The 21,912-nt window shown below is 48.7% G+C and carries 23 protein-coding genes; 10 read left to right on the top strand and 13 right to left on the bottom strand.

Annotated features, from left to right (window positions below; all coding sequences use genetic code 11):
- Positions 1 to 2 precede the first annotated feature (2 nt).
- The 3 genes from SPI9445_RS0112990 to SPI9445_RS0112975 all read right to left on the bottom strand — a co-directional run bounded on the left by SPI9445_RS0112990 (position 3) and on the right by SPI9445_RS0112975 (position 3,757).
- The gene (locus SPI9445_RS0112990) at positions 3 to 845 is read right to left on the bottom strand and encodes an alpha/beta fold hydrolase (RefSeq protein ID WP_017305187.1); all 843 of its coding nucleotides are present in this window, start codon (positions 843 to 845) and stop codon (positions 3 to 5) included.
- Between the two features lie 223 nt (positions 846 to 1,068).
- Positions 1,069 to 2,130 carry a choice-of-anchor Y domain-containing protein gene (locus tag SPI9445_RS0112985; RefSeq protein ID WP_164674519.1) on the bottom strand — a complete coding sequence of 354 codons (1,062 nt, stop codon included), beginning with the start codon at positions 2,128 to 2,130 and terminating at the stop codon, positions 1,069 to 1,071.
- 736 nt (positions 2,131 to 2,866) lie between these two features.
- Complete coding sequence (locus tag SPI9445_RS0112975; RefSeq protein WP_017305184.1) at positions 2,867 to 3,757, bottom strand: NF038130 family PEP-CTERM protein; 891 nt, start codon at positions 3,755 to 3,757, stop codon at positions 2,867 to 2,869.
- A gap of 449 nt (positions 3,758 to 4,206) precedes the next feature.
- Here SPI9445_RS0112975 and rnc point away from each other — a divergent pair, with 449 nt between their 5' ends.
- Positions 4,207 to 4,890: a ribonuclease III gene (gene rnc / locus SPI9445_RS0112970; RefSeq protein ID WP_017305183.1), complete on the top strand. Its 684-nt coding sequence runs from the start codon at positions 4,207 to 4,209 to the stop codon at positions 4,888 to 4,890.
- Between the two features lie 265 nt (positions 4,891 to 5,155).
- Positions 5,156 to 7,876: a cation-transporting P-type ATPase gene (locus tag SPI9445_RS31660; RefSeq protein ID WP_017305181.1), complete on the top strand. Its 2,721-nt coding sequence runs from the start codon at positions 5,156 to 5,158 to the stop codon at positions 7,874 to 7,876.
- Positions 7,877 to 7,960: 84 nt separating this feature from the next.
- Here the strand turns inward: SPI9445_RS31660 and SPI9445_RS0112955 are convergent, their stop codons facing one another.
- Complete coding sequence (locus SPI9445_RS0112955; protein ID WP_017305180.1) at positions 7,961 to 8,311, bottom strand: ArsR/SmtB family transcription factor; 351 nt, start codon at positions 8,309 to 8,311, stop codon at positions 7,961 to 7,963.
- Positions 8,312 to 8,440: 129 nt separating this feature from the next.
- Between SPI9445_RS0112955 and SPI9445_RS0112950 the strand changes: the two genes are divergently transcribed.
- The 5 genes from SPI9445_RS0112950 to SPI9445_RS0112930 are packed head-to-tail and all read left to right on the top strand — an operon-like array spanning position 8,441 to position 11,755.
- On the top strand, positions 8,441 to 9,139 hold the full coding sequence (locus SPI9445_RS0112950; RefSeq protein WP_017305179.1) for an MBL fold metallo-hydrolase: 699 nt from the start codon (positions 8,441 to 8,443) through the stop codon (positions 9,137 to 9,139).
- A gap of 39 nt (positions 9,140 to 9,178) precedes the next feature.
- Complete coding sequence (locus tag SPI9445_RS0112945) at positions 9,179 to 9,784, top strand: Tll0287-like domain-containing protein (protein WP_017305178.1); 606 nt, start codon at positions 9,179 to 9,181, stop codon at positions 9,782 to 9,784.
- 4 nt (positions 9,785 to 9,788) lie between these two features.
- Positions 9,789 to 10,316 (top strand): DUF3122 domain-containing protein, encoded by a 528-nt coding sequence (locus SPI9445_RS0112940; RefSeq protein ID WP_071525289.1) that lies wholly within the window; start codon positions 9,789 to 9,791, stop codon positions 10,314 to 10,316.
- 33 nt (positions 10,317 to 10,349) lie between these two features.
- Entirely contained in the window at positions 10,350 to 10,883 is a 534-nt protein-coding gene (locus SPI9445_RS0112935) for a rhodanese-like domain-containing protein (RefSeq protein ID WP_017305176.1), read from the top strand.
- 14 nt (positions 10,884 to 10,897) lie between these two features.
- Positions 10,898 to 11,755, top strand: coding sequence for an urease accessory protein UreD (locus SPI9445_RS0112930; RefSeq protein WP_017305175.1), 858 nt, complete (start codon positions 10,898 to 10,900; stop codon positions 11,753 to 11,755).
- Between the two features lie 26 nt (positions 11,756 to 11,781).
- Here the strand turns inward: SPI9445_RS0112930 and SPI9445_RS0112925 are convergent, their stop codons facing one another.
- Both SPI9445_RS0112925 and SPI9445_RS0112920 read right to left on the bottom strand, forming a co-directional pair.
- Positions 11,782 to 12,246 carry an ATP-binding protein gene (locus SPI9445_RS0112925; protein WP_017305174.1) on the bottom strand — a complete coding sequence of 155 codons (465 nt, stop codon included), beginning with the start codon at positions 12,244 to 12,246 and terminating at the stop codon, positions 11,782 to 11,784.
- 55 nt (positions 12,247 to 12,301) lie between these two features.
- Positions 12,302 to 13,300 carry a sugar transferase gene (locus tag SPI9445_RS0112920; protein WP_017305173.1) on the bottom strand — a complete coding sequence of 333 codons (999 nt, stop codon included), beginning with the start codon at positions 13,298 to 13,300 and terminating at the stop codon, positions 12,302 to 12,304.
- A gap of 235 nt (positions 13,301 to 13,535) precedes the next feature.
- Between SPI9445_RS0112920 and SPI9445_RS0112915 the strand changes: the two genes are divergently transcribed.
- Positions 13,536 to 13,748 (top strand): hypothetical protein, encoded by a 213-nt coding sequence (locus tag SPI9445_RS0112915; protein ID WP_017305172.1) that lies wholly within the window; start codon positions 13,536 to 13,538, stop codon positions 13,746 to 13,748.
- 15 nt (positions 13,749 to 13,763) lie between these two features.
- Positions 13,764 to 14,195: a type II toxin-antitoxin system VapC family toxin gene (locus tag SPI9445_RS0112910; protein ID WP_017305171.1), complete on the top strand. Its 432-nt coding sequence runs from the start codon at positions 13,764 to 13,766 to the stop codon at positions 14,193 to 14,195.
- A gap of 1 nt (position 14,196) precedes the next feature.
- On the opposite strand, the gene SPI9445_RS0112905 is transcribed toward SPI9445_RS0112910, so the two are convergent.
- The 5 genes from SPI9445_RS0112905 to hemB form a co-directional block, all read right to left on the bottom strand.
- Positions 14,197 to 14,916, bottom strand: coding sequence for a metallophosphatase (locus SPI9445_RS0112905; RefSeq protein ID WP_202803692.1), 720 nt, complete (start codon positions 14,914 to 14,916; stop codon positions 14,197 to 14,199).
- A 15-nt stretch (positions 14,917 to 14,931) separates the two neighbouring features.
- Positions 14,932 to 15,744, bottom strand: a complete 813-nt coding sequence (locus SPI9445_RS0112900; RefSeq protein ID WP_017305169.1) for a metallophosphoesterase family protein — start codon at positions 15,742 to 15,744, stop codon at positions 14,932 to 14,934.
- The gene (locus tag SPI9445_RS0112895; RefSeq protein ID WP_164674518.1) at positions 15,741 to 16,523 is read right to left on the bottom strand and encodes a CobW family GTP-binding protein; all 783 of its coding nucleotides are present in this window, start codon (positions 16,521 to 16,523) and stop codon (positions 15,741 to 15,743) included. Before SPI9445_RS0112895 ends, SPI9445_RS0112900 begins: the two co-directional genes overlap by 4 nt.
- 82 nt (positions 16,524 to 16,605) lie before the next feature.
- Complete coding sequence (locus tag SPI9445_RS0112890) at positions 16,606 to 17,670, bottom strand: CobW family GTP-binding protein (protein ID WP_017305167.1); 1,065 nt, start codon at positions 17,668 to 17,670, stop codon at positions 16,606 to 16,608.
- Between the two features lie 128 nt (positions 17,671 to 17,798).
- On the bottom strand, positions 17,799 to 18,854 hold the full coding sequence (hemB, locus tag SPI9445_RS25460) for a porphobilinogen synthase (protein ID WP_052646636.1): 1,056 nt from the start codon (positions 18,852 to 18,854) through the stop codon (positions 17,799 to 17,801).
- Between the two features lie 94 nt (positions 18,855 to 18,948).
- On the opposite strand from hemB, the gene SPI9445_RS0112880 reads away from it, so the two are divergent.
- Positions 18,949 to 20,139: an FAD/NAD(P)-binding protein gene (locus SPI9445_RS0112880; RefSeq protein ID WP_017305165.1), complete on the top strand. Its 1,191-nt coding sequence runs from the start codon at positions 18,949 to 18,951 to the stop codon at positions 20,137 to 20,139.
- A 173-nt stretch (positions 20,140 to 20,312) separates the two neighbouring features.
- Here the strand turns inward: SPI9445_RS0112880 and SPI9445_RS25455 are convergent, their stop codons facing one another.
- Positions 20,313 to 20,603, bottom strand: a complete 291-nt coding sequence (locus SPI9445_RS25455) for a hypothetical protein (protein WP_017305164.1) — start codon at positions 20,601 to 20,603, stop codon at positions 20,313 to 20,315.
- Between the two features lie 31 nt (positions 20,604 to 20,634).
- Entirely contained in the window at positions 20,635 to 21,864 is a 1,230-nt protein-coding gene (locus tag SPI9445_RS0112870) for a methionine gamma-lyase family protein (protein WP_017305163.1), read from the bottom strand.
- Between the last annotated feature and the right edge of the window lie 48 nt (positions 21,865 to 21,912).

Below are 21,912 nucleotides of genomic sequence, written 5' to 3'. Positions count from 1 at the left end.
CCTTAAACGAACTGACGGCGCAAAAAAGTTACTAAATCCGGTTCGATTTCTTCTCCCCAGTGTTCTTGGGGGTAGTGTTTGGCTTCGGGCAGTTTTACCCATTCCACATTAGACTGACTGGCGAAGGGTTCGACCATGGCACTGTCGAGCCAAGGATCGAGCATTCCCCAGATAATTTGGGTGGGTTTTGTCCAGGTTTTCAGTCCCTCGGCAATTTCGGCCGTCGCTTGGGGCAGTTGGAGGTTTTTGATGGTGGCGACGAGGGAACGCCCAGTGGAGGAGGTTTGCAGGAAGGGGCGACGGTAGATGTCGAGATCGTCATCAGAAATTTGGAACCCACTGCCTCCCTCTAAAGTGCGGTCAATCAGTAAGGGATCTTGGGTTAACATATCGCCCACTAGGGGGATGCCCCACTGCTGCATTTTCCAGGGCAGTTTAGCACTAGGACTGAGGGGGGTATTAAAGATCATGAGGCGTTCTAGGCGATCGCGATTCCGCAAGGCAAATTGTAGCCCAACGGAGCCTAAAAAGCCTTGAACCGCGATAGAACAGGTTTGAATCTCTAAAGCATCAAGAAGGTCGCCCAGAGCTTGTATATAAGCATCTGGGGTGTAGGCAAAATCCCGTTTATCAGGTTTAGCGGAAAATCCGTGACCAATCCAATCCGGTGCGATCGCATCCATCCCCTGTTCTGCAAGGGCAGGCATGAGCCACCGCCAACTATAGCTTTGGGAGGGGATACCGTGCAGAAGAATCACGGGTCCTTTATCCGTTTCTCGTTCCGCTTGGACTTTTCGGTAAAACCAATCTAATGCTCCGACAGAAATCGACTCTTTTGTTATCACAGGCTTGATTTATGATGGCTGAATCAAGAGCATTTTAGGCGGAATCCGTCGCGCTTATCTACCTAGGGTCTGCTGAATAACACGCCTATGCTAGGCTCAACAAGGGAACAGGGAACTCTTAACAGGGAACAGATCATCTAAAACTGGCACGATTGCCTATTCCCGACTCCCGACTCCCCAACTCTCGGACTTATTCAGCCAGCCCTACCTAGGGCTGGCTGAATCAAGGTTTTTGTTGGAAGCGTTGACGTAAGCAGAAAGTGGCGATCGCACCTAAACCCACTAAGGCAGAAGGTTCGGGTACTTTAGTAGTATCGTCGGAGTTCTCCCCATGACCATTCCCGTTCGTGATATCTGTCCCATCCCCCTCGTCATGATCTCCACTGCCCCCATTCCCAGAGTCGGAATCATTCCCTCCTCCAGTTCCAGAGTCAGCATCACTTCCTCCGCCAGTTCCAGAGTCGGAATCATTCCCTCCTCCAGTTCCAGAGTCAGCATCACTTCCTCCAAAATCAATAGTTCCGGGTGTTGTATCGATTTGTGCAGAGAACAACCTCACCGTAGCATGACTGCTAGGACTATTATCACCCAAGAACAGATAATTACTTTGAGCGTAGGGATTAAAAGGTAAGGGATTGCTGGAGCGTTGGCCATATTGCTGTAATTGTCCCATTAACAATTCCGTCCCATTGACCAATAAGCGATAGGTCTGATCGAGAATTTGTAAATCATACTGGGTTGCAACACTGGTATTATGCCCTGCACTTTGAGAGGCCGTGAAATCCCCAGACTGGCTGAAAATACTATTTTGGGTAAAGCCTAACTCAATTCCCCAACCATTATCCGCGATCGCCAACACACTAAAACCCGCCTCATTCGGGGAAGGATTAAAAGCATTCTGAATCGCTAAATTAAACGACAGCGTAAAACCTACCGTTGTGTCTAAGGTGGGAAAAGCCGGATTAACAGGAATTCCCATAAAAGGACTGTAATTGCTATAACCCGCATAGGTCGCATTGTAACGACTTCCCACTAGCGTATTCCCCACATTATTGGTCACAAAAGTAACCCCACCATCACCCGGCGTGACAAAGCGAGTTTCATTAGAAAGCAGACTGCTATTATAAAAAGCCCCAAACGCCAGTTCACCTTGTTGACTCGGCAAATTATTAGCTCCTCCATCATAGAGAATCAGAGTCGCTGCTTCTGCGATTTGCCCTTGCCATCCTCCCACTAACATTACTGCCGCAAGGGAAGCCGTCCAAGACATTCTTTGAATACTCATAATACTAAAGCCCCATAAATAGACTGTGAATTTGTCTAGACTGACACCCGATGATTTTCTGGGGGAGATAGGGAAGTAAACCGAGGATGTGTGACGGGTGGGTAATCAATGACCATTGTTAGAATTGACTACTTCTCCCGAAGGTCTGCTCAAACTCCTGATGTTTGTTCCAAGAGATCGGACTATTGACCTGTGGATTAAGATATCCTCAAATATTCGGAGTCTGTAACCGAAAATTGTACTTTCTTATTTCAGTAATCTTACTGAATCTTTTATGAAGATAGCGTAAACTATCTAAGCTAATTTGTAAAGTTTAGATAAAGTCAAGTAAAATAGCTTAGTTGATCAACAAAAAGATGAAATTTATCCATCATTTGGCGGTTGTTTTATTAGCGATTTTCCCCATCAATAGGATTTCCAGTTGGCTGATTCGGAAGGAATTCGCTGAACATCTAGGCAAGGTCTATCGCTAACCCGTACTCTAGAGTCCTTCCTATTGCATTATTTCTGGTGGTGGAGCATCCATTTCAGCCAGCCCGAGGTAGGCCCTGGGGAAATCAAGCCAAAAAATAACCTTCCCATGATGGGAAGGTTAGGGAAAAAATGGAGAAAGGGAGTGAACGAACTCCCTTGGACCTAGACGCAACTTATTCCTCAAGGATGAGGCTGATTGTAGAGAAGCAACAGGTGCTGATTCAGCCTCAAGCGAGAAGAGAAGGGTTTTAGAAGAGAAATCCTAGGATTTGCGTTTAGAAGCAACAAACGCACCCCCAACCAATGCTAAACCAATCATGAGAGAAGGTTCAGGAACATCAGCCCGCTCTTCTTCAGGAGTTCCTTGGAGGGCGATGGTGTAACGCCCAGTGTGAGAGGAAGAATCACCCATGCCTGCATCGGCGGCTAAAACCCCAGTTTGAACGGCAGAGAAGCCATAAGCATAGGACACTTGACCATCAATGGTGACTTTAGCAATTTCGCTGATTTGCAGCAGGGGAACCGCTTGTCTGAGGTCAGCCATGAAACTATTAACGCCCATAGCCACCATCCAGACGGGCATTCCAGTTTGGGCGGAGAGGATTTGAACTTGCTCATTAATGGCCAGTTGTACCCAAGGCGCATCCCAAATGTTGTAGTGACCGATTAAGTCCATTTCGATCACACCCGTTGTTGTATCTTTTGCCATATAGGAAATATTGGGGTCGCCAGCGCGTCCGACCACTGTAGCGGCAGTGTTGGTAATCAGAGAGCCGATATTAACGCCCATAAAGCTCGCGCCAGCGATTGTAGGATAAGCGGCTGTAAAATCAGCTAACCACTGGGCGCCTAAACCATTGCTCCAATCTTGGTCAGTAATGCCTTCTACTCTGATGACGTTAGATCCTAATAGTCCAGTAAAGCCCGTGGTGTTGGTGCTGAGGTTCTCATCACCAGCGTTTAACTCAATATGGCTGTAGCGATCGCCATCTGTTAAGGCAGTAATAGCATCATCGGCACCATAGACCAGATAATCTGTCCCGAAGATTTGCACGTTGGTTAATGATGCAGCCAGAGCGGAGCTCGTTGCGATCGCGCTCATCCCAACGGCCATCGAAGCACTGAGTAATAAAGATTTAATCGTCCCTTTCATGGTTATCTCCCTGTCGTCTTGCGGTTTAGCTGTTGTTGAAAGTTGTTGGAAATTGTTAAGGTCTGAGGAAGTGAGTCAGAATGATGTAGTTGCCCCTCGCTCTGTTCATCTGTCTGAGGTTCATGGGTCTGAGATGGACTAACGCGAACTACTCCGCTCCGATGAACCGCTCTGGTGTTAGGTGATGCCCTCAGTAAACTGTCGTTTAACCTATTCCTATTAAAAGGGATTTTTTACCTTAATAGGTGAAGGTTCTGTAAAGTTTTGCCAGAGCCACTTAAAGATTATGTGGGTTTTCCTTTACTGGAAAAATAACCCAACTCATCCGTTAAGTTTTAGTATGATGAGTAACCGTCTTGGGGTCATCGATCAACTACACCATCCTTATGTGAGTTTGATCACAGGTTCTTTCTCAAGATTTTATCCGTAAAATTACGGTTGTTTTAAATATGGTGCAAGAACTTCCTCCTATTCAAGATCAAAAATTATTCAAACAAGCCTTAACCCATCGTTCTTATATTAATGAACATCCTCACACAGGACAACATAATGAACGACTCGAATTTTTGGGAGATGCGGTTTTAGGCTTTATAGTCGGTGAATTCTTGTATCATAAGTATCCGCATTTCGATGAAGCTCAACTCACTCGTTTACGCGCCAATTTAGTGAACGAACAACAGTTTGCCTATTTCGCTCGTCTTTTGGACGCTGGCCAGAAGATGCGCCTAGGACGAGGGGCGGAACAGGAAGGGGGTAGAGATAATCCCGCCCTACTCTGTGATGTTTTTGAAGCTCTGATTGGGGCGTATTTTTGCGAGGCGGGAATTGAAGCGGTGAAACGTTATGTTGAGCCTTTTTTACTATTAGGACTCGATAAAATTACTCAGTCCTCTCCCAAAAACCCAAGCCCCAAATTTATCGATCCTAAAAATCAGTTTCAACAGTGGGCGTTAGCGAAACATGGGGAAAACCCAGAATATCTGCTACGGGAGGAGTTCGGCCCTGATCATGCGAAGGAGTTTATCATTGAGGTGCGTGTAGCCGGGAAGGTCTACGGTGTGGGGCAAGGCCGCAAAAAACAAGCCGCCGAGAAGCAAGCGGCAGAAAAAGCTTTAAAACAATTAGGGGTATAGGGGAGCAGGGGAGCAGGGGAGCGGGGGAGCAGGGCAATAGTGGCTAGTGAATAGCCAAAACTCTTTTATTTTAGGGAACGGGGAACGGGGGGAGAGGGGGAGATGTCTATTCGTCCTATTCCCTACTCCCTACTCCCGATTCCCGATTCCCTACTCCCGATTCCCTACTCCCGATTCCCGATTCCCGATTCCCGATTCCCCGTTCCCTGTTCCCCGTTCCCCGTTCCCTATAATGATGTAGACACAGGGTTCAGTCGGAGGTCTTATGCCACCTAAACTTACAAATCACCCCTATCATGCTGTCTCAGATCAAGGAGTGATTGAATCATTTAACACCAATCTAGAAAAGGGGCTAACTGCCGAAGAAACGGCACGACGCTATGAAGAATATGGCCCCAATGAACTGGAGTTTCAACCCGGTAAACCGGCTTGGTTGCGGTTTCTCTTACAATTTAATCAACCCTTGCTTTATATCCTCCTCATTGCGGGGTTGGTAAAAGCCTTGTTAAACTCTTGGACTGATGCAACGGTGATCTGGGGGGTGACGTTAATCAACGCCATTATCGGCTTTGTCCAAGAAGCCAAGGCTGAAGGTGCGATCGCCTCCCTCGCCAAAGCCGTCACCACAGAAGCCATCGTCATCCGTGACGGGCAAAACTATCCTGTGCCGTCTCAAGAATTAGTCCCCGGGGATATTGTCCTCATCGCCTCTGGAGATAAAGTCCCCGCCGACTTACGACTCCTCAGCGTGCGGAGTTTACAAGTCGATGAGTCCGCCCTCACCGGGGAATCCGTCCCCGTAGAAAAAGCCACGGACACCTTAGCCGAAGATACCCCCCTTGCAGAACGCCATAATATGGCCTACGCCGGAAGTTTTGTCACCTTTGGACAAGGGCGAGGGGTTGTTGTGGCCACAGCCAATCAAACGGAAGTCGGTAAAATTTCCCAATCCTTACAAAAACAGGTCAATCTCAGCACCCCCTTAACGCGCAAGTTTGCGAAATTTAGCCACACCCTCCTCTACGTCATCCTCGGTTTAGCCAGTTTGACCTTTGCCGTCGGTTTAGGACAAGGGGAATCCTGGGTGCATATGTTTGACGCGGCCGTTGCTTTGGCCGTTAGTGCCATCCCCGAAGGACTCCCGGCCGTTGTCACCATTACCCTCGCCATTGGGGTAAATCGGATGGCGGCGCGCAATGCCATTATCCGCAAACTGCCAGCCGTGGAAACCTTGGGCAGTGCGACGGTCATTTGTTCTGACAAAACCGGAACCCTGACCGAAAACCAGATGACCGTACAACGGATTTATGCCGGGGGAGAAAAGTATAAAGTGACCGGAGGGGGTTACAGTCCCAAGGGGGATATTTTACTGGCCACCGATGACCCCGCCCATCAAACCATTGGTCTTGATAATCACCCGGTCTTAGATGAATGTCTCAAGGCCGGTTTATTGTGTAATGATTCCCGTTTAGAACAAGAGGGGAATGATTGGTCGGTGATTGGAGATCCCACCGAAGGGGCGCTGATTACGGCCGCCAAAAAGATGGGCTATAGTAAATCGGGGTTAATGGGATTGATGCCGCGCTTGGATAGTATTCCCTTTGAGTCGGAATACCAGTATATGGCCACGCTTCATGATCACTCCCCTCGGGTGATCTATGTGAAAGGGTCGGTGGAAGCCTTACTGCCTCGTTGTTCTCAGACCTTGAATGCCCGAGGGAAAACCGTTCCCCTTGACCCCCAACCTATTGAACAAGAAGTAGAAACAATGGCCGCCCAAGGGTTGCGGGTGTTGGCTTTTGCCCGGAAAATTGTCCCCAATCAAACCCACTCGGTAGATCATGGGGATTTAGAATCAGGGTTAGAGTTTCTGGGGCTACAGGGGATGATTGACCCTCCGCGTCCAGAAGCGATCGCCTCGGTTCATGCTTGTCACTCGGCCGGAATTCAGGTCAAGATGATTACTGGGGATCACATCACCACCGCTAAGGCTATTGCAGAACGGATGGGATTAGGTAAATCCGGGCCAGTAGTAGCCTTTGAAGGGCGAGAGTTGGGCAAAATGGAAGACCATCAACTGACCCAAGCGGTGGAGGATGGGGTCGTTTTTGCCCGCGTCGCCCCAGCCCAAAAATTGCAACTGGTGGAAGCGTTGCAAAGTAAGGGCGAAGTGGTGGCCATGACGGGGGATGGGGTGAATGATGCCCCGGCCTTGAAACAGGCTGACATTGGGATTGCGATGGGCAAAGCGGGAACGGATGTGGCGCGGGAAGCTTCGGCCATGTTACTCACCGATGATAATTTTGCCTCCATCTCGGCGGCTGTGGAAGAAGGACGCACGGTGTACCAGAATTTACAAAAGGCGATCGCCTTCCTCCTCCCGGTTAATGGGGGGGAGTCGATGACGATTCTGATTAGTGCGGTTTTGGCGCGAGATTTGCCCATTCTCTCTCTACAGGTTCTCTGGCTGAATATGATTAATTCAGTCACCATGACGGTTCCCTTGGCTTTTGAACCGAAATCATTAGGGGTTATGCAGCAGCCCCCCTTGAATCCTAAAGCCCCCCTGCTTTCCGGGAAACTCTTACAACGGATTGGCTTAATTTCCCTGTTTAACTGGATTCTGATTTTCGGGATTTTCGAGTGGGCCAGATCCACGACGGGAGACATTGCGATTGGGCGCACGATGGCGATTCAAGCCCTAGTTTTGGCGCGGATTGTCTATTTACTCAGTATCAGTCAGTTAGGGGTGGCAATTGTCCGCCGTCTGCGTAAGTTACCTAGTCCTGAGTCGAATTCTTCGGCCATTTTCTTTGGGGTCGGTAGTGCGGTGCTTTTACAGGTTATCTTCAGTCAATGGGGTGTGATGAATGATTTATTTGAAACGGCTCCCCTTTCTCTGAATCAATGGCTGATTTGTGCATTACCTGCTATTCCCATGATTCCGGTGGCTTTGTTGGCGAATGTCTTAGATCGTCGTCAGTAGGGAAGATGGAATAGGGAGTGGGGAAAGGGTAAGAGGCACTCATGTAAGAGTTTTGGCTATTCCCTATTCCCTGTTCCCTAATTATTACAACCGCTTGAAGGCATCTAAATGTTCGAGATGCTGGGATTGCTGTTCTAAATTTACGGAAAGGCGATCGCATACAATCTCGCACAACTTGAAAACACTCACATCGGTGATCTCGTAATAAACACTTACCCCTTGAGGTTGGCGCTTGACAATACCGACCTGAGTCAGAATTTTTAGGTGTTTGGACACATTGGCTTGTCCGAGTCCTGTGACTTCAATAATCTCCGTTACGTTCTTTGCGCCAGACTTCAAACTACAAAGGATGTGCAAACGACTCACTTCAGACAAAACCTTGAAGTATTCGGCAATCCGGTTAAGTGCTTCTGGCGAAACCTGTGTTGTCAGCATTTTGCAATAATGTGCAGCTATTTTGATTTTCCTCTTGACACCATATTACCATATGGTAGTATGATAAATATGAAAAACATAGATATCATTTAAGTGTACCTTGTTTTAGCCTATTGAGGAGGCCGCCAAATGCTGTTCCGTCAACTCTTTGACCCAGAAACCAGTACCTATACTTATCTGATCGCAGATTTGGAGACGAAAGAAGCGATCTTAGTCGATCCCGTGTTGGAACAAGTGGATCGGGATTTGCAATTGATTCAGGAGTTGGGGTTAACCCTGCGTTATTGCTTGGAAACCCATATCCACGCCGATCATATTACTGGAACCGGGAAATTGCGCGATTTAACGGGATGTCAGGGGATTGTTCCAGAACAGGCCGTTGCGGCCTGTGCCAACCGTCATATCAAAGATGGGGAGGTGATTGAAATGGGGTCTATTAAAGTCGAGGCCATTTTCACCCCTGGCCATACGAATTGTCACATGACCTATGGCGTAAATGGCACCCATTTATTAACTGGGGATGCCTTGTTTATTCGGGGATGTGGTCGTACCGACTTCCAAAGCGGAGATCCCGGTCAACTGTACGATTCCATCAACCAGCGCCTGTTTACTTACCCTGACGAAACCCTGATTTATCCGGGTCATGACTACCGAGGACAAACGGTTTCAACGGTTGGGGAGGAGAAACAATTTAATCCTCGTTTAGCAGGGCGCGATCGCAACTCTTTCATTGAACTGATGAATAGTTTAAATCTTCCCGACCCCCAGAAGATTATGGAAGCGGTGCCGGCCAATCAACAATGTGGCAAAGTTCCCGCTTTATCCTAGTCTCTCCCCCCTGTCCACACTCTAAGTAAGGTTTGTTGTATGCGCTTTCTCCCTTCTGCCCTCATCTTAGGTTTGATTTTATGCCTTTTCTGCGGGTTCAGTTTCCCCAAGGTAGCCCAGGCCGATATTCTCCCCGAAAACTTGGCCAAAGTCGTCCAAGAAATTGAATATTTAGATCAAATGCGTTCCGGACTGGCATCCACCCTCGAAGGTCGTAGCGAGGAGCCCACCCCCCAAACCATGCAGGAAGTCTGTAAACCTGTGGGGATGCGGGCTAAACAGTTGAGTCAAGAAAATGGCTGGCAAGTGAAGCAAATGGCCAGTAAATACCGCAATCGGGAGCATAAACCCGACTCCCCCCAAGCGGTGCAAGCCTTAAACCGTTTTAGTGAAGATCCCGAATTATTGGCTTTTTGGCAAAAAGACACCGTAAAAGGTCAGGAGGGAATGCACTATTTCCGACGGATTAATGTGGAGGCCAGTTGTTTAGCCTGTCATGGGGCAAAAGAGAACCGACCCAAATTTGTCCAGGAAAAGTACCCCCAAGACTTAGCCTTTGATTTCCAAGTTGGCGACTTGCGCGGGATGTATTCCGTCTTTGTGCCGGAAGTGCAACAGGCCTTACAACAAGCTTTAACGGAGTAAAACGATGTTTAAAGGGTTTTTATCTCTTAATTGCCGATTTAGTGCAATAAAAGGGCAATTGAAACGGCTTTTTTGGCTGGGGTGCATCCTGTTGTTAAGTCTGGTGATGGTGGGGCAACCTGCGATCGCCGAGATCCGCCAACTGCCCGAAAGTGCCGATCAGATGCTCTACCAATCTCGGCAAACCTTGCAAGATCAAAACGGCAAAACATGGCAAGTCGTGCTGTTTAAACGAGTGAAACCCGATCAACCCAGCTTAACTCACCTGCGTTTAGTGGGATTCCCCGGCATTACCGTCACTCATCCCCAGCCCCTAGTATTGCGTGCCGGGTCCGAAGAATTCAGCGCCAGTGATGATTTTGCCGAACAATCTCCCTCCCCCAACGTTGGACAGTATAACTTAACCGAAATTATCCCCCAACTGCCCGGGGTGAACTTCCTCCGTCTCGATGTTCCCACCCTTGAACAACCCGTAGAATTGCGTGTTCCCTTCTTCGCGTTGCAAGAGTGGAAAGAACTCAACCAACGTTAATTCATTTTGCAACCTTTTAGGAGTTTATTAACCATGACTAACATCCAAAATCGTTTACGGAATTTAGACCCCGCCACCTTATACGAGGCGTTAGAACAAGATAAAATCTATCTCATTGATGTGCGGGAACCGTCAGAATTTGCTGGGGAACGGATTCAGGGAGCAGTACGAGTCTCTTTATCTAGTTTTGAGGCCGATCGTATCCCCCAAGATGCTCAAAAACAATTAGTTTTGTATTGTCAAAGTGGCAACCGTTCCAGTCAAGCCGCCCAAAAACTTTTTATGGCTGGGTTTGAAAAGGTGAGTCATCTTGAAGGGGGACTAAACAACTGGAAACAACAAGGTTATCCCACCTTTATTAACAAAAAAGCGCCTATTAGTATCATGCGGCAAGTACAAATTATTGCCGGATCTCTCGTGCTAACGGGAACAATTTTAGGTGCTTTAGTTTCCCCCTGGTTTTTGTTGCTCAGTGGGTTTGTGGGAGCGGGATTAACCTTTGCTGGAGTTACTGGGACTTGTGCGATGGCACGAATCCTGTCTCAACTTCCTTATAATCGTGTCTAGAGTTGGAGTTTTTAATGCGATCGCCTTGGCACGGGAAACTACATTTGATCTACCATTTTCAGGGGGGTAGAACCCAACTGAAATATCAACACAATCAAGCCCCTCTGAAGGTACAACGCCCGTTTTACCCGGAAGGGGGTCAAATTTGCCATACGGTGGCGTTACACACGGCTGGGGGCATTGTGGGGGGGGATCAACTGACCCAACGGGTGGAGTTACAGCCCGACAGTCAGGTGTTAATGACGACGGCGGCCGCGCAGAAAATCTATGGGAGTTTGGGGGAAACAGCCACCCAGTGCCTTGAGGTTGAGCTTGGACGGGGGGCTTATTTAGAATGGTTGCCCCAGGAAAGTATTGTCTTTGAGGGGGCAGAATATCGTCAGGAATTGCGGGTAAATTTGGATTGGGGGGCCAGGTTTTGCGGTTGGGAAATTACCCGTTTTGGACGGACAGCACGGGGGGAACGTTTTTTGCGGGGGAATTGGCGATCGCGCACAGAAATCTGGCAAGGGGGAAAACCCCTCTGGATTGACCGCCAATGGCTTCCTGGCAGTCTTGAAACGGTAGAAAGTCCCCACGCTTTAGCAGGATGTCCCATTATGGGGAGTTTCTTGTGGCTGGGGAGTCCTATTACCTCAGAACATTGGGTCGCCCTACGTCATCTTTGCCCCCCCGCCCCCCACAGTGAAATCGGCCTCACCCAAACCCAAAATCAAGGCCTCTACTGCCGTTATCGGGGTCGATCGACTCAGGAGGTCAAAAGTGCATTTATTCGCCTCTGGCACCATTTACGAGGCCTCTCAGAGGACTCTGGGGAGCAGATGCAGCGTCGCCCCCTCATTCCTCGTGTCTGGGGAATCGGGAATGGGTAATCTTGACCCGTGCCGTGAAGATTGCCCTACCCCCTACCCCTCCACTGACGACGCATGATGAGACAATTCCGTTCAGGATAGGGTTCATTTTTTTGACCCAGAACGCGAATGTAGCGCAACTCATCCATGAACTCCGCCATCCAACACAATCCCCGTCCATGATCTTGGGTCCAATCTTCGGGATTTTGGCGAATTTGGGCAAGTTTCCCAGCCAAATCAAAGGGAGCGCCACAGTCCCAAAGCTGGATTTCTACACTGTGCCGTAACACCTTAACCTCTAAATCAATGGGGGTGGTGGGGGGTAGATTATGATGAGCATGGCGAACGGCATTGGTAAATCCTTCTGCGATCGCCGTTTGACATTGCCAGAAAATCTCCTCCGGCAAATAGGGACAGAGCAGGAGTTCCAACTGGGACAATAAGCGGGCTAATTCCTGCAAATCTGTATTAAAACGGAGATGTAATTGTTGAATGGGGTGTTCTTTCTGCACAGACGATAATGAAGCGCCCTTGCGCCTCCCTCGACCCGTTGAATTACGAATGAAATTAAACTGCACCACTATTCTTACGAAATAAAATCAGAATGGTTTTTAAAATCAATTGAATGTCATAGAGTAGACTCCAGTTGCGTTGATAGCGCAGGTCAAGTTGAATCACGTCCTCAAAATTGCGAATTTTGGAGCGTCCGTTCACCTGCCATTCCCCTGTCATTCCCGGTTTCACGTCCAGACGTTGCCATTCAGGAACTTGATAGCGTTCCACCTCATCGGGGGTGGGGGGGCGAGTTCCGACTAAACTCATTTCTCCTCTTAAGACGTTCCAAAATTGGGGAAGTTCATCTAAGCTGGTTCGTCTTAAAAAGCGCCCGACCTTCGTTACCCGAAAATCATTCTCGTTTTTGAAAAATGCCCCTGATGCTTCATTCTTCACTCGATTTTTCATAGCTTCCGCATCACTACACATGGAACGAAATTTCCAGATGCGAAAACGACGGCCTAACCACCCACAGCGCACTTGACCAAAGAAGATCGGACCGGGACTATCTCGTTTAATGGCGATCGCAATGGGAATAAACAAAAGGGCTGTAATCCCTAGTCCGACTAGACTCCCCACAATATCAATCAAGCGTTTTATGGGCGATCGCACCGAGGGATGAGTTTCCGGGGGACGGTTATCTGCCCGTTGTTTCGAGGCCTCGACGGGGCGTTCTAAATAGGAATCAATAGTTAAAACTTCATGGAGTCCCGTCATTTCTAACACCGTCTTCACCGACGGATGAACCCCTTGTAAACTTAACACTACACTTTGTTCGCGGCAGGTCTTCAGCACTTTGACCAAAGCCCCCACCCCGCTACTATCAATAAAATGGGTGTCGCCACAATCGAGTTGAATTTTTTGGGGAGGAGGTTCTTGTTGCACCAAACCTTGACAAGTCGTGGTAAAGGCCACCGCTTCTAGAATACTGAGACGGGGTGGGATTTTAACGGTGATGATTCCGTGGACGGAAACCACCGAGAACGCATCCTCTGGGATTTTGCTGGTCATGATGCTCTCTCTTTGAGGCTTTCAGAAACAATGGGCATAGCAGTGCGAACCATGATGTCTCATTGTGCCAGATCCTCCCTCAAAAACAGCAATTCTACTGTGTTTTCTGACGAAATAGGGCTTGCTGAATCAGGGAGAGGGGGAGAGGGAATCGTAACGAGTGGGATTTCTTCCCTAAAAAGATGAGTTATACTAATCGAACAGACTCCCCCAACCTGAAAAATCACCCCTGACTATGACTGGACAACCCACTCAAAATCAGCCCCAGGCCATTGAAGCACGAGTCACCCGTTTGGAACTCGAACTGACTCGCCTTAAACAAGTGTTAGCCACCGTCCCCTCTCTACAACAACCTTGGTGGGAACGCATTGCCGGGAGTCATGCCAATGACCCCACCTTTGAAACCGTGATTCAACTCGGACAAGAATGGCGCAAAACTGCCCAATAAAGTTAGCCCCATCCGATGTATATTCTCGATACTGATCATCTGAGTCTGATTCAACGTAATGGTGAACCCGGTCAACGGATTCTGGCGAAAATAGCCACCATTGAGACTATTCAAATGGCCGTCACCGTCATCACTTATGAAGAACAAATCAGAGGTAGACTTAATTTTCTCTCCCAAGCGAAAACAGTTGAGCAACAAATCATCGCTTATGAAGGACTGCAAAAAACAGCAAAGGACTATTGTTTCATTCCTATTTTGCCTTTTGATTATCCCGCCGCATTGGAGCATCAACGCCTCCGCAAGGCCTACCCTCGTTTGGGCAATATGGACTTGAAAATTGCTGCCATTGCTCTGGTTCAAAATGCCACCCTTCTCACTTGCAACGAATCTGATTTCGGTATTATCCAAGAACTCTCTAGCGAAAATTGGTCAATCAAGGATGGTTAAATCAGGGAGAGATCGGCTTGGGCGTGTACTCTACGGTTTGAGGGCAAATCTGTCCTGTGGTGGGACTGAACAACAAAGAATGAGCTATTCCTGAAACCCGTCCCACGCTTCCCACTCCGATAATCTGACGGGGGGAAGAGGTGGCTTTTTGTTCAATGAGGGGTTGATCTAAAGTAGTGACTTGGGCGGAGAGTTGACTATTTTGGAGTTCTACCCTAAAAAACTGACCTAGACGACCACAAAAGAGGAAATTCGCATCGACTCGCACCAAATAATCCAGTAACTGCCAAGGGGGGGTTTGGGGGGAAAGTTCATCGGTAACGCTAACGCTGCTGCCGTGGACGAGTAAGCAATCTAGTTCAAAAAAGCCAAAGGGGAGCGATCGCAACCAATCCAAACAAGACCGAGGCACCCTTTCCTGTAACGCCATCAGAACATCAGTCCCATAGCGACTCAAAGCCGCTTCCGGTTGTCCACCCCCCCACCCCTGCATCTGAAGATACTGATCCTCCCAAAAACCTGCACAAATTTGGGGCGTGGGTTCCCCCCCTTGGGGCGACTGTAAACGCTCTAGAAGAGCCTCCACAGGCCCCTGTAAGCCCAGTACATCCCCCAGAATATACAGGGCTTCAATCTCCACCGATTGCCGCTTCAGATGCCGTAAAACCGCCTCATAGGCCGCTAAATTGCCCTCAATCCCAGTTAAAATTGCCCACATCATCACATCAAGTTCTCCCTAACGTTCGCAAATATGACTGGGATCATCGGCCCGTTCGGCAAACTCCAATCCCCGCGCTAAACGCCAAGCAAAAATCGGCGGTAAACCTTGTTCAATAATAGCCGCGCAGGTTTTTTGATAGTCATACTCCACTTCTCTTAACTCGACGTGATCCGTTATAGTGTCATAGAGGACATAAGTGGCATTAGGGCGCCCATGACGCGGTTCTCCCACTGACCCCACATTCACAATCCGTCGCAGGGGAGTATTAACCACCGTTTCCTCTGCACTTTCCCCCTCAGATTGCACTCGCAAGCGAATAGATCCCGCTTCTAAGGTGCGAATATAGGGAACATGGGTATGACCACAAAACAGGATATTCGCCCCCGTTGATAGCACACGCTCTAAGGCCGCAAAGGCATTCATTTCCGGTAAAAGATACTCATGTTGGTTTTGGGGACTGCCGTGAGTAAAACATAAGTCTCCCTCGCGCAACGTTAGGGGGAGTTGGGCGAGATATTCCCGCACTTCAGGATAGATGCGCTCATTCGTCCATTCATGGGCGAGTTTACCCCGTTGTTCAGCCAATAGGGAGGGATAGCTACACTCACAAGCATTCAATCCTTCTACAATATCCTCATCCCAACAGCCTTGGCAGGTGGGAATATCTAGGGAGCGGATCATTTCTACTACGGCGTTCGGATAGGGGCCATAGCCCACTAAATCCCCTAAACAGTAGATTTTTTCGGCTTTGTGCTGGTCTAAATCCGATAATACGGCGTTGAGAGCTTCGTAGTTGCCGTGAATACAAGAGAGAACTGCAATTTTCATGAGACGACCTCGTAATTGGGGGTATGATTGCGGTATTGGGCTTGATAGTGGCTCAGGAGTTGGTCATTTAAACAACTGGCAGCGAGATTAGATGCGATCGCCTCTGTATCCAGATTTTGACCGAACACCTCAATCCCACTCAATCCCCCCGGACGACCATCCAAACACAGAGGGCGGTTTAGCTCCTCATAATAGCTCTCTTGACCCACCACAAAACTAAACCAAAATGAGTGCCCATCGACAACATTAAAAATCCCCTTCGCCCGTTGCACTTCTCCATAAGCACCGTGAGTTAATTCATACCAAACCACCTCTAAACTGGCCGGATCAAAGACTTCCCCCGTTAGATCGGATTTCTGGATTTGGGAGGGCATTTGGGGAGTCATTGCCCCTACTCCTAACACCAAATCATCCGCCCAGAAATGCCACTCACTCATCGCTAAACCACTGGGCAAAACGGCCACCTTATAACAGGGAATAGAAAAAGATGGTAAGGCTTGTAAATCTAAATGAAACCCTAGTTCTAGATACACTGGAGATTGTAACGCCCATCTTTCAATTTCCGCTAGGTTTCCTGTGTTGAGATTTTGCCATTTTCCTGTGATTTTACTCTCAAGATAGGCAAAGTCTAGACACCACGAACTTTGACCGGGCGCACCATAAACCTTAATCTCTGGTTGTTGGTGCAATTGTTGATTAATCCAGTAAGTTTTTCCGCTCCCAGCCGGACCAGAGACTAAATATAAGCCGGGAGATTGTTGTTGTAATTGTGCCATCATCAATTGATGAATATAAGGGTGTTTCGCAAAATGTACAAGTCTTTCAATTGTTTTGTTAGATTGCGTTGGTGCTTCACTCAACCTAGAGAGCGGTTATTGCTTCCGGGAGGGCGTGACATTGTTCTAATCCTTGAAGTAAACGCTCTTTTTCTAGGTTACGACCAATTAAAATAAGTTGATTCGACCGCTTTTCATCGTGCCAAAAGTCAGCATCAATCATGAACCGCTTTCCACTCAGTTGGAAAATGTGCTTTTGTTCACTTTCAACAAACCACAAGATGCCTTTTGCTCGGAAAACGGTTTCGGGAATTTCATCTAAAAATTCTTGGAATTTCTCGATGGAAAGAGGACGGGTACTCTGGAAAGAAATGGCGACAAAACCATCATTATCAAGGTGGTGACTGGTGTGATGATGGTCATGTTCATGATGTTTATGATCATGATGCTCATGTTCATGATGATCATGACTAGCAGGACTATGATCTTCTAGAAAGACTGCATACTGTTCTGGGTCATTGTATCCCACATCTAAAATCAGGGGTAAGGGAACTTTGCCATACTGACAATTTAAAATCCGAGCCGCGTTTTTGTTTTGCCGGATAAAGCCTTCTAATTCTAACAGTTTTTGGGCTGAAACAAGGTCGGTTTTATTTAACAAAATAATATCACCATAAATCAGTTGATTTATGGCGGCTTCACTGCCAAAGTGATTCAAGTCAAAGGTTTCTGCATCAACTATTGTAATGATTGAATCGAGATGGGTTAAGTCTCTCAATTCTGTGCCTAAAAAGGTTAATAAAATCGGCAGAGGGTCAGCAACGCCTGTCGTTTCAATGACCAAATAATCAACGTCTTCTTTTTCTAAGATTTTATAAACGGCTTCTACTAAACCCTCGTTTATGGTGCAACAAATACAGCCATTACTCAGTTCTATTTTATCATCTTCTAAGGAAACGAGCAATTGACTATCAATATTAATGTCGCCAAATTCGTTGACGAGGACGGCCACTTTCAAGTTTTGGCGATTGTTTAGGATATGATTAAGCAGGGTGGTTTTTCCACTGCCTAAGAAGCCTGTAATAATGGTAACAGGCAATCCTTGTTTAGGGAGGTTGGCGACTTCTATTTCTTGTACTCTTTGATTCATGGTTAGGAGTTGGTTAAGGTTTATAATTGTTAGACTGATTGAACTGGGAAACAGGGAACAGGGGGGAGCAGGGGAGCAGGGGAGCAGGGGAGAGGGGGAGATGTCTATTACCTATTACCTATTACCCATTATTTATTACCTATTCCCCATTCCCTATTACCCGTTACCCGTTCCCCGTTACCTATTCCCAATTCAGCAACTTGTTTAGCAAAATAGGTTAAAATAAGGTCAGCCCCAGCCCGTTTAATGCTGGTTAAAGTCTCTAAAACAATGGTCTTTTCATCGACCCATCCCCGTTGAGCGGCGGCTTTAATCATGGCATATTCTCCACTGACGTTATAGGCCGCAATGGGGGTGTAGGTATAGGGTTTAATGCGGGTAATAATATCAAGGTAGGCAAGGGCAGGTTTGACCATGATAATATCAGCCCCTTCTGCTCGATCTAGAATGACTTCTTTGAGGGCTTCTCGACTGTTGGCGATGTCCATTTGATAGGTTTTTTTATCGCCAAATTTGGGGGCGGAGTCGAGGGCATCTCGAAAGGGGCCGTAGTAGGCTGAGGCGTATTTAGCACTATAGGCTAAGATGCCTGTCTGGATGTATTCGGCACCGTCGAGGGCTTTCCGAATGGCTCCAATGCGTCCGTCCATCATGTCTGAGGGGGCGACAAGATCAGCGCCTGCTTCTGCTTGGACGAGGGATTGTTTGATTAAAACGGCAACGGTTTCATCGTTGAGGATTTTCCCGTTTTCGTCAACGATGCCGTCGTGTCCTTGATCACTATAAGGGTCTAAGGCGACATCGGTAATAACAATCAGGTCAGGAAATGCCTGTTTTATGGCACGGATAGCACGGGGGATGAGGCCGTCGGGATTATAACTTTCGCTGCCTTGGTTGTTTTTTTGGTGTTCAGGGATGAGGGGAAAAAGGGCGATCGCACTCAGTCCCAATTCCTGCACGCTGGCTAGTTCCTCTAATAACAAATCTAAGCTATAGCGGTATATTCCGGGCATTGAAGGAACTTCGACTTGTTGATTCTCTCCTTCCATAACAAAGACTGGGTAGATTAAATCATCCAGTTGCAGGTGGTTTTCTCGCACTAAACGCCGCAATCCGTCACTCTGCCTTAAACGTCGCGGTCTTCGGAAGATCGGAGAAGAAAGTTTGGGTGGGGATAGGGTCATTGTGAGGTTAAAATGAGAACGATTATCATTCTAGATTATAGCGTTCTATTTTCCAACCCATTGGCGAAAAAATCCGATTATGACTTGTTCGGTAATGACTCGACCCCTTGATATTGCGATAATTGGAGCCGGCCCTCATGGTTTAATGTTGGCGACGCATTTGTTGAAAAAGCGGCCGAAGTGGCGATCGCGTTTAAAGATTTTTGATCCCAGTGGGCAGTGGCTGAAGGTGTGGCAGCAGCAGTTTGAGGCCTTAGATATTCCCTATTTGCGATCGCCTGCCGTTCATCACCCAGACCCCAATCCTTACGCCCTGCGCCATTTTGCCGAAACTCGACCGGAGCATTTTTACCCCCCCTATGATCGTCCGAGTCGGGAACTCTTCCAACAGTTTTGTCAAGATGTGATTAAACGCTGGCAACTGGAAGAACAAGTGATCCCGCAAAAAATTGAGGCCATTGAACCCCTCAAAGGGCGCAAATCCAGTTTGTACCAACTCCATAGTGGATCGGGGGAGTCGGTGATTGCCCGTCGGGTGGTGTTGGCCACCGGGCCTAGTGTTCCCCAGTGGCCCAGTTGGGCGGAAAATCACAGGGGCGAACGTCTCTGTAGCGCCCAAGAGGTGGATTTAAGGGGGTTATCTTTGAGGGGGGAACAGGTGGTGATTGTGGGGGGAGGACTGACGGCCGGCCATTTAGCGGTAGGTGCAACGACCCGAGGAGCCACTGTCACCCTAATCCACCGTCGGAAAATGCAGGTTAAACTGTTTGATGCGGATCCCAGTTGGTTAGGGCCCAAGTCCCTTAAAACCTTCTGGGAGGAGAGAGACTGGGAGACTCGTTGGCAGATGATCCAAAGCGCCCGCAATGGGGGATCTCTCACCCCGGAAATGATGACCCAACTCCGTCAAGCCCAAAAGCAAGGTCTGTTACAGTTACGGGAAAATTGCCAAATTGTGGATCTTGTAGAGTCGGGGCAACAGTGGCAGATTACCTGTGATGATGGTCAGACCTTGAAATGCGATCGCCTTTGGTGTGCCACGGGGACTCAATGGGATGTCGCCCAACACCCCCTGCTGAAAACTCTACAGGATTTTGCCCCACTGCCCCTTATTCGGGGTTTACCTGTGTTGGATGACCATTTACGCTGGGGGAAGAGCAATATTTTTGTTATGGGAGGATGGGCGGCCTTACAATTGGGTCCAGTGGCGCGGAATTTATCGGGAGGGAGAATGGCCTGCGATCGCATTGTTCCGGCATTGATTAAACCCTCGTTATATAGTTAGGGTCTGCTGAATAACTTTGCTCGTGGGGCTAGGGAATAGGGAATAGGGAAACGGGGAACAGGGAATAGGGAGAGAGGGGGAGAGGCAATCTCCTGACTCCTGACTAGATTGCTTCGTACCTTCCTTCGGAACGCTACGCGTTCGCGAAGCGTTGCGCAGCAAACGCAATGACATTACTTCCGACTCCCGACTCCCGATTCCCGACTCCCGACTCCCGACTCCCGATTCCCGACTCCCGATTCCCGACTCCCGACTCCCGACTCCCGACTCCCGACTCCCGACTCCCGACTCCCGACTCCCGATTCCCGACTCCCGACTCCCGACTCCCTATTCCCTATTCCCGATTCCCGACTCCCGATTCCCGATTCCCGATTCCCGACTCCCGATTCCCGACTCCCGACTCCCGACTCCCGACTCCCGACTCCCGACTCCCTATTCCCTATTCCCGATTCCCGACTCCCCAACTCTCGGACTTATTCAGCCCTAGTTAGGGAGTCACTCCGGATTAAGCGCTGCGATCGCCGCTTCCAACGCCAGAGCAACATGAGTCCAATGAGTCCCCCCCTGACAAAAAGCAATATAGGGTTCTCGCAACGGCCCATCCGCCGAAAATTCCGAGGTACTGCCATCCACGAACGTTCCCCCAGCCATCACTAAATCGCTCTCATACCCCGGCATGGCCGCCGCCACCGGTTCTAGGTAAGACCCCACGGGAGAAAGGCGTTGAATCGCCTTACAGAAGGCAATCAGCTTATCCGGTGAACCCAAACGGATGGCTTGAATCACATCTCGACGGGGTTCTAACGGCCCCGGATTCACCTCATAGCCCAACTGATCAAACACATAGGCCACCAAATGGGTTCCCTTCATCGCCTCCCCCACCATTTGGGGCGCTAAAAATAACCCCTGAAACAACAGACGATTCAGATCAAACGTCGCCCCCCCAGAACTGCCAATCCCCGGCGCCGTTAACCGACAGGTGGCCGCCTCTACCCACTCCTCCCGTCCCGCCACATAGCCCCCCGTCGGCACAATCGTTCCCCCCGGATTCTTAATCAAAGACCCGGCCATCAAATCCGCCCCTACCCCCGTCGGCTCTTGGGTTTCGATAAATTCCCCATAGCAATTATCCACAAAACACACCGTTTCGGGATTTTGTGCCTTAACTACCTTGACAATTTTCTCAATATCTGATAACGACAAACTCTTCCGCCACGAATAGCCGCAGGAGCGCTGAATGAGAACTAAACGGGTTTTCTCCTGCACCGAATGCCCCAGCGCCTGCCAGTCAATCTCACCTGTGGGGGTTAACTCTAGCTGACGGTACTCAATGCCAAATTCCCCTAAAGACCCCTGACCCGACCCCCGAAGACCAATCACCTCCTCTAGGGTATCGTAGGGCGCGCCCGCCACCGCCAACATCTCATCCCCCGGCCGCAGAACCCCGAATAAAGCACAGGCGATCGCATGAGTCCCCGAGACAAATTGTAACCGCACCGCCGCCGCCTCCGCCCCCATGACCTGGGCGAAAACTTGATCGAGGGTAGCACGGCCTAAATCATCGTGTCCGTAGCCATTCACCCCCGCGAAGTGATGGGGGCCGACCCGGTGCTGGCGAAAGGCCATCAAAACTTTTTCTAGGTTTTGCTTGACCTGCGCATCAATTCGGTGAAAAATCGGAAGGAGTGCCTTTTCTGCGTCATTCAGCAATTCTCTGCTGTTCATTCCTTAATAAAGCGTGAAATTTGTCTGAATTCTTAGAATAAACCATTT

The organism is Spirulina subsalsa PCC 9445 (assembly GCF_000314005.1).
Lineage (GTDB): Bacteria > Cyanobacteriota > Cyanobacteriia > Cyanobacteriales > Spirulinaceae > Spirulina_A > Spirulina_A subsalsa.
The sequence above is the reverse complement of the archived record's forward strand: the minus strand, read 5'-3'. Positions and strand labels throughout refer to the sequence as shown.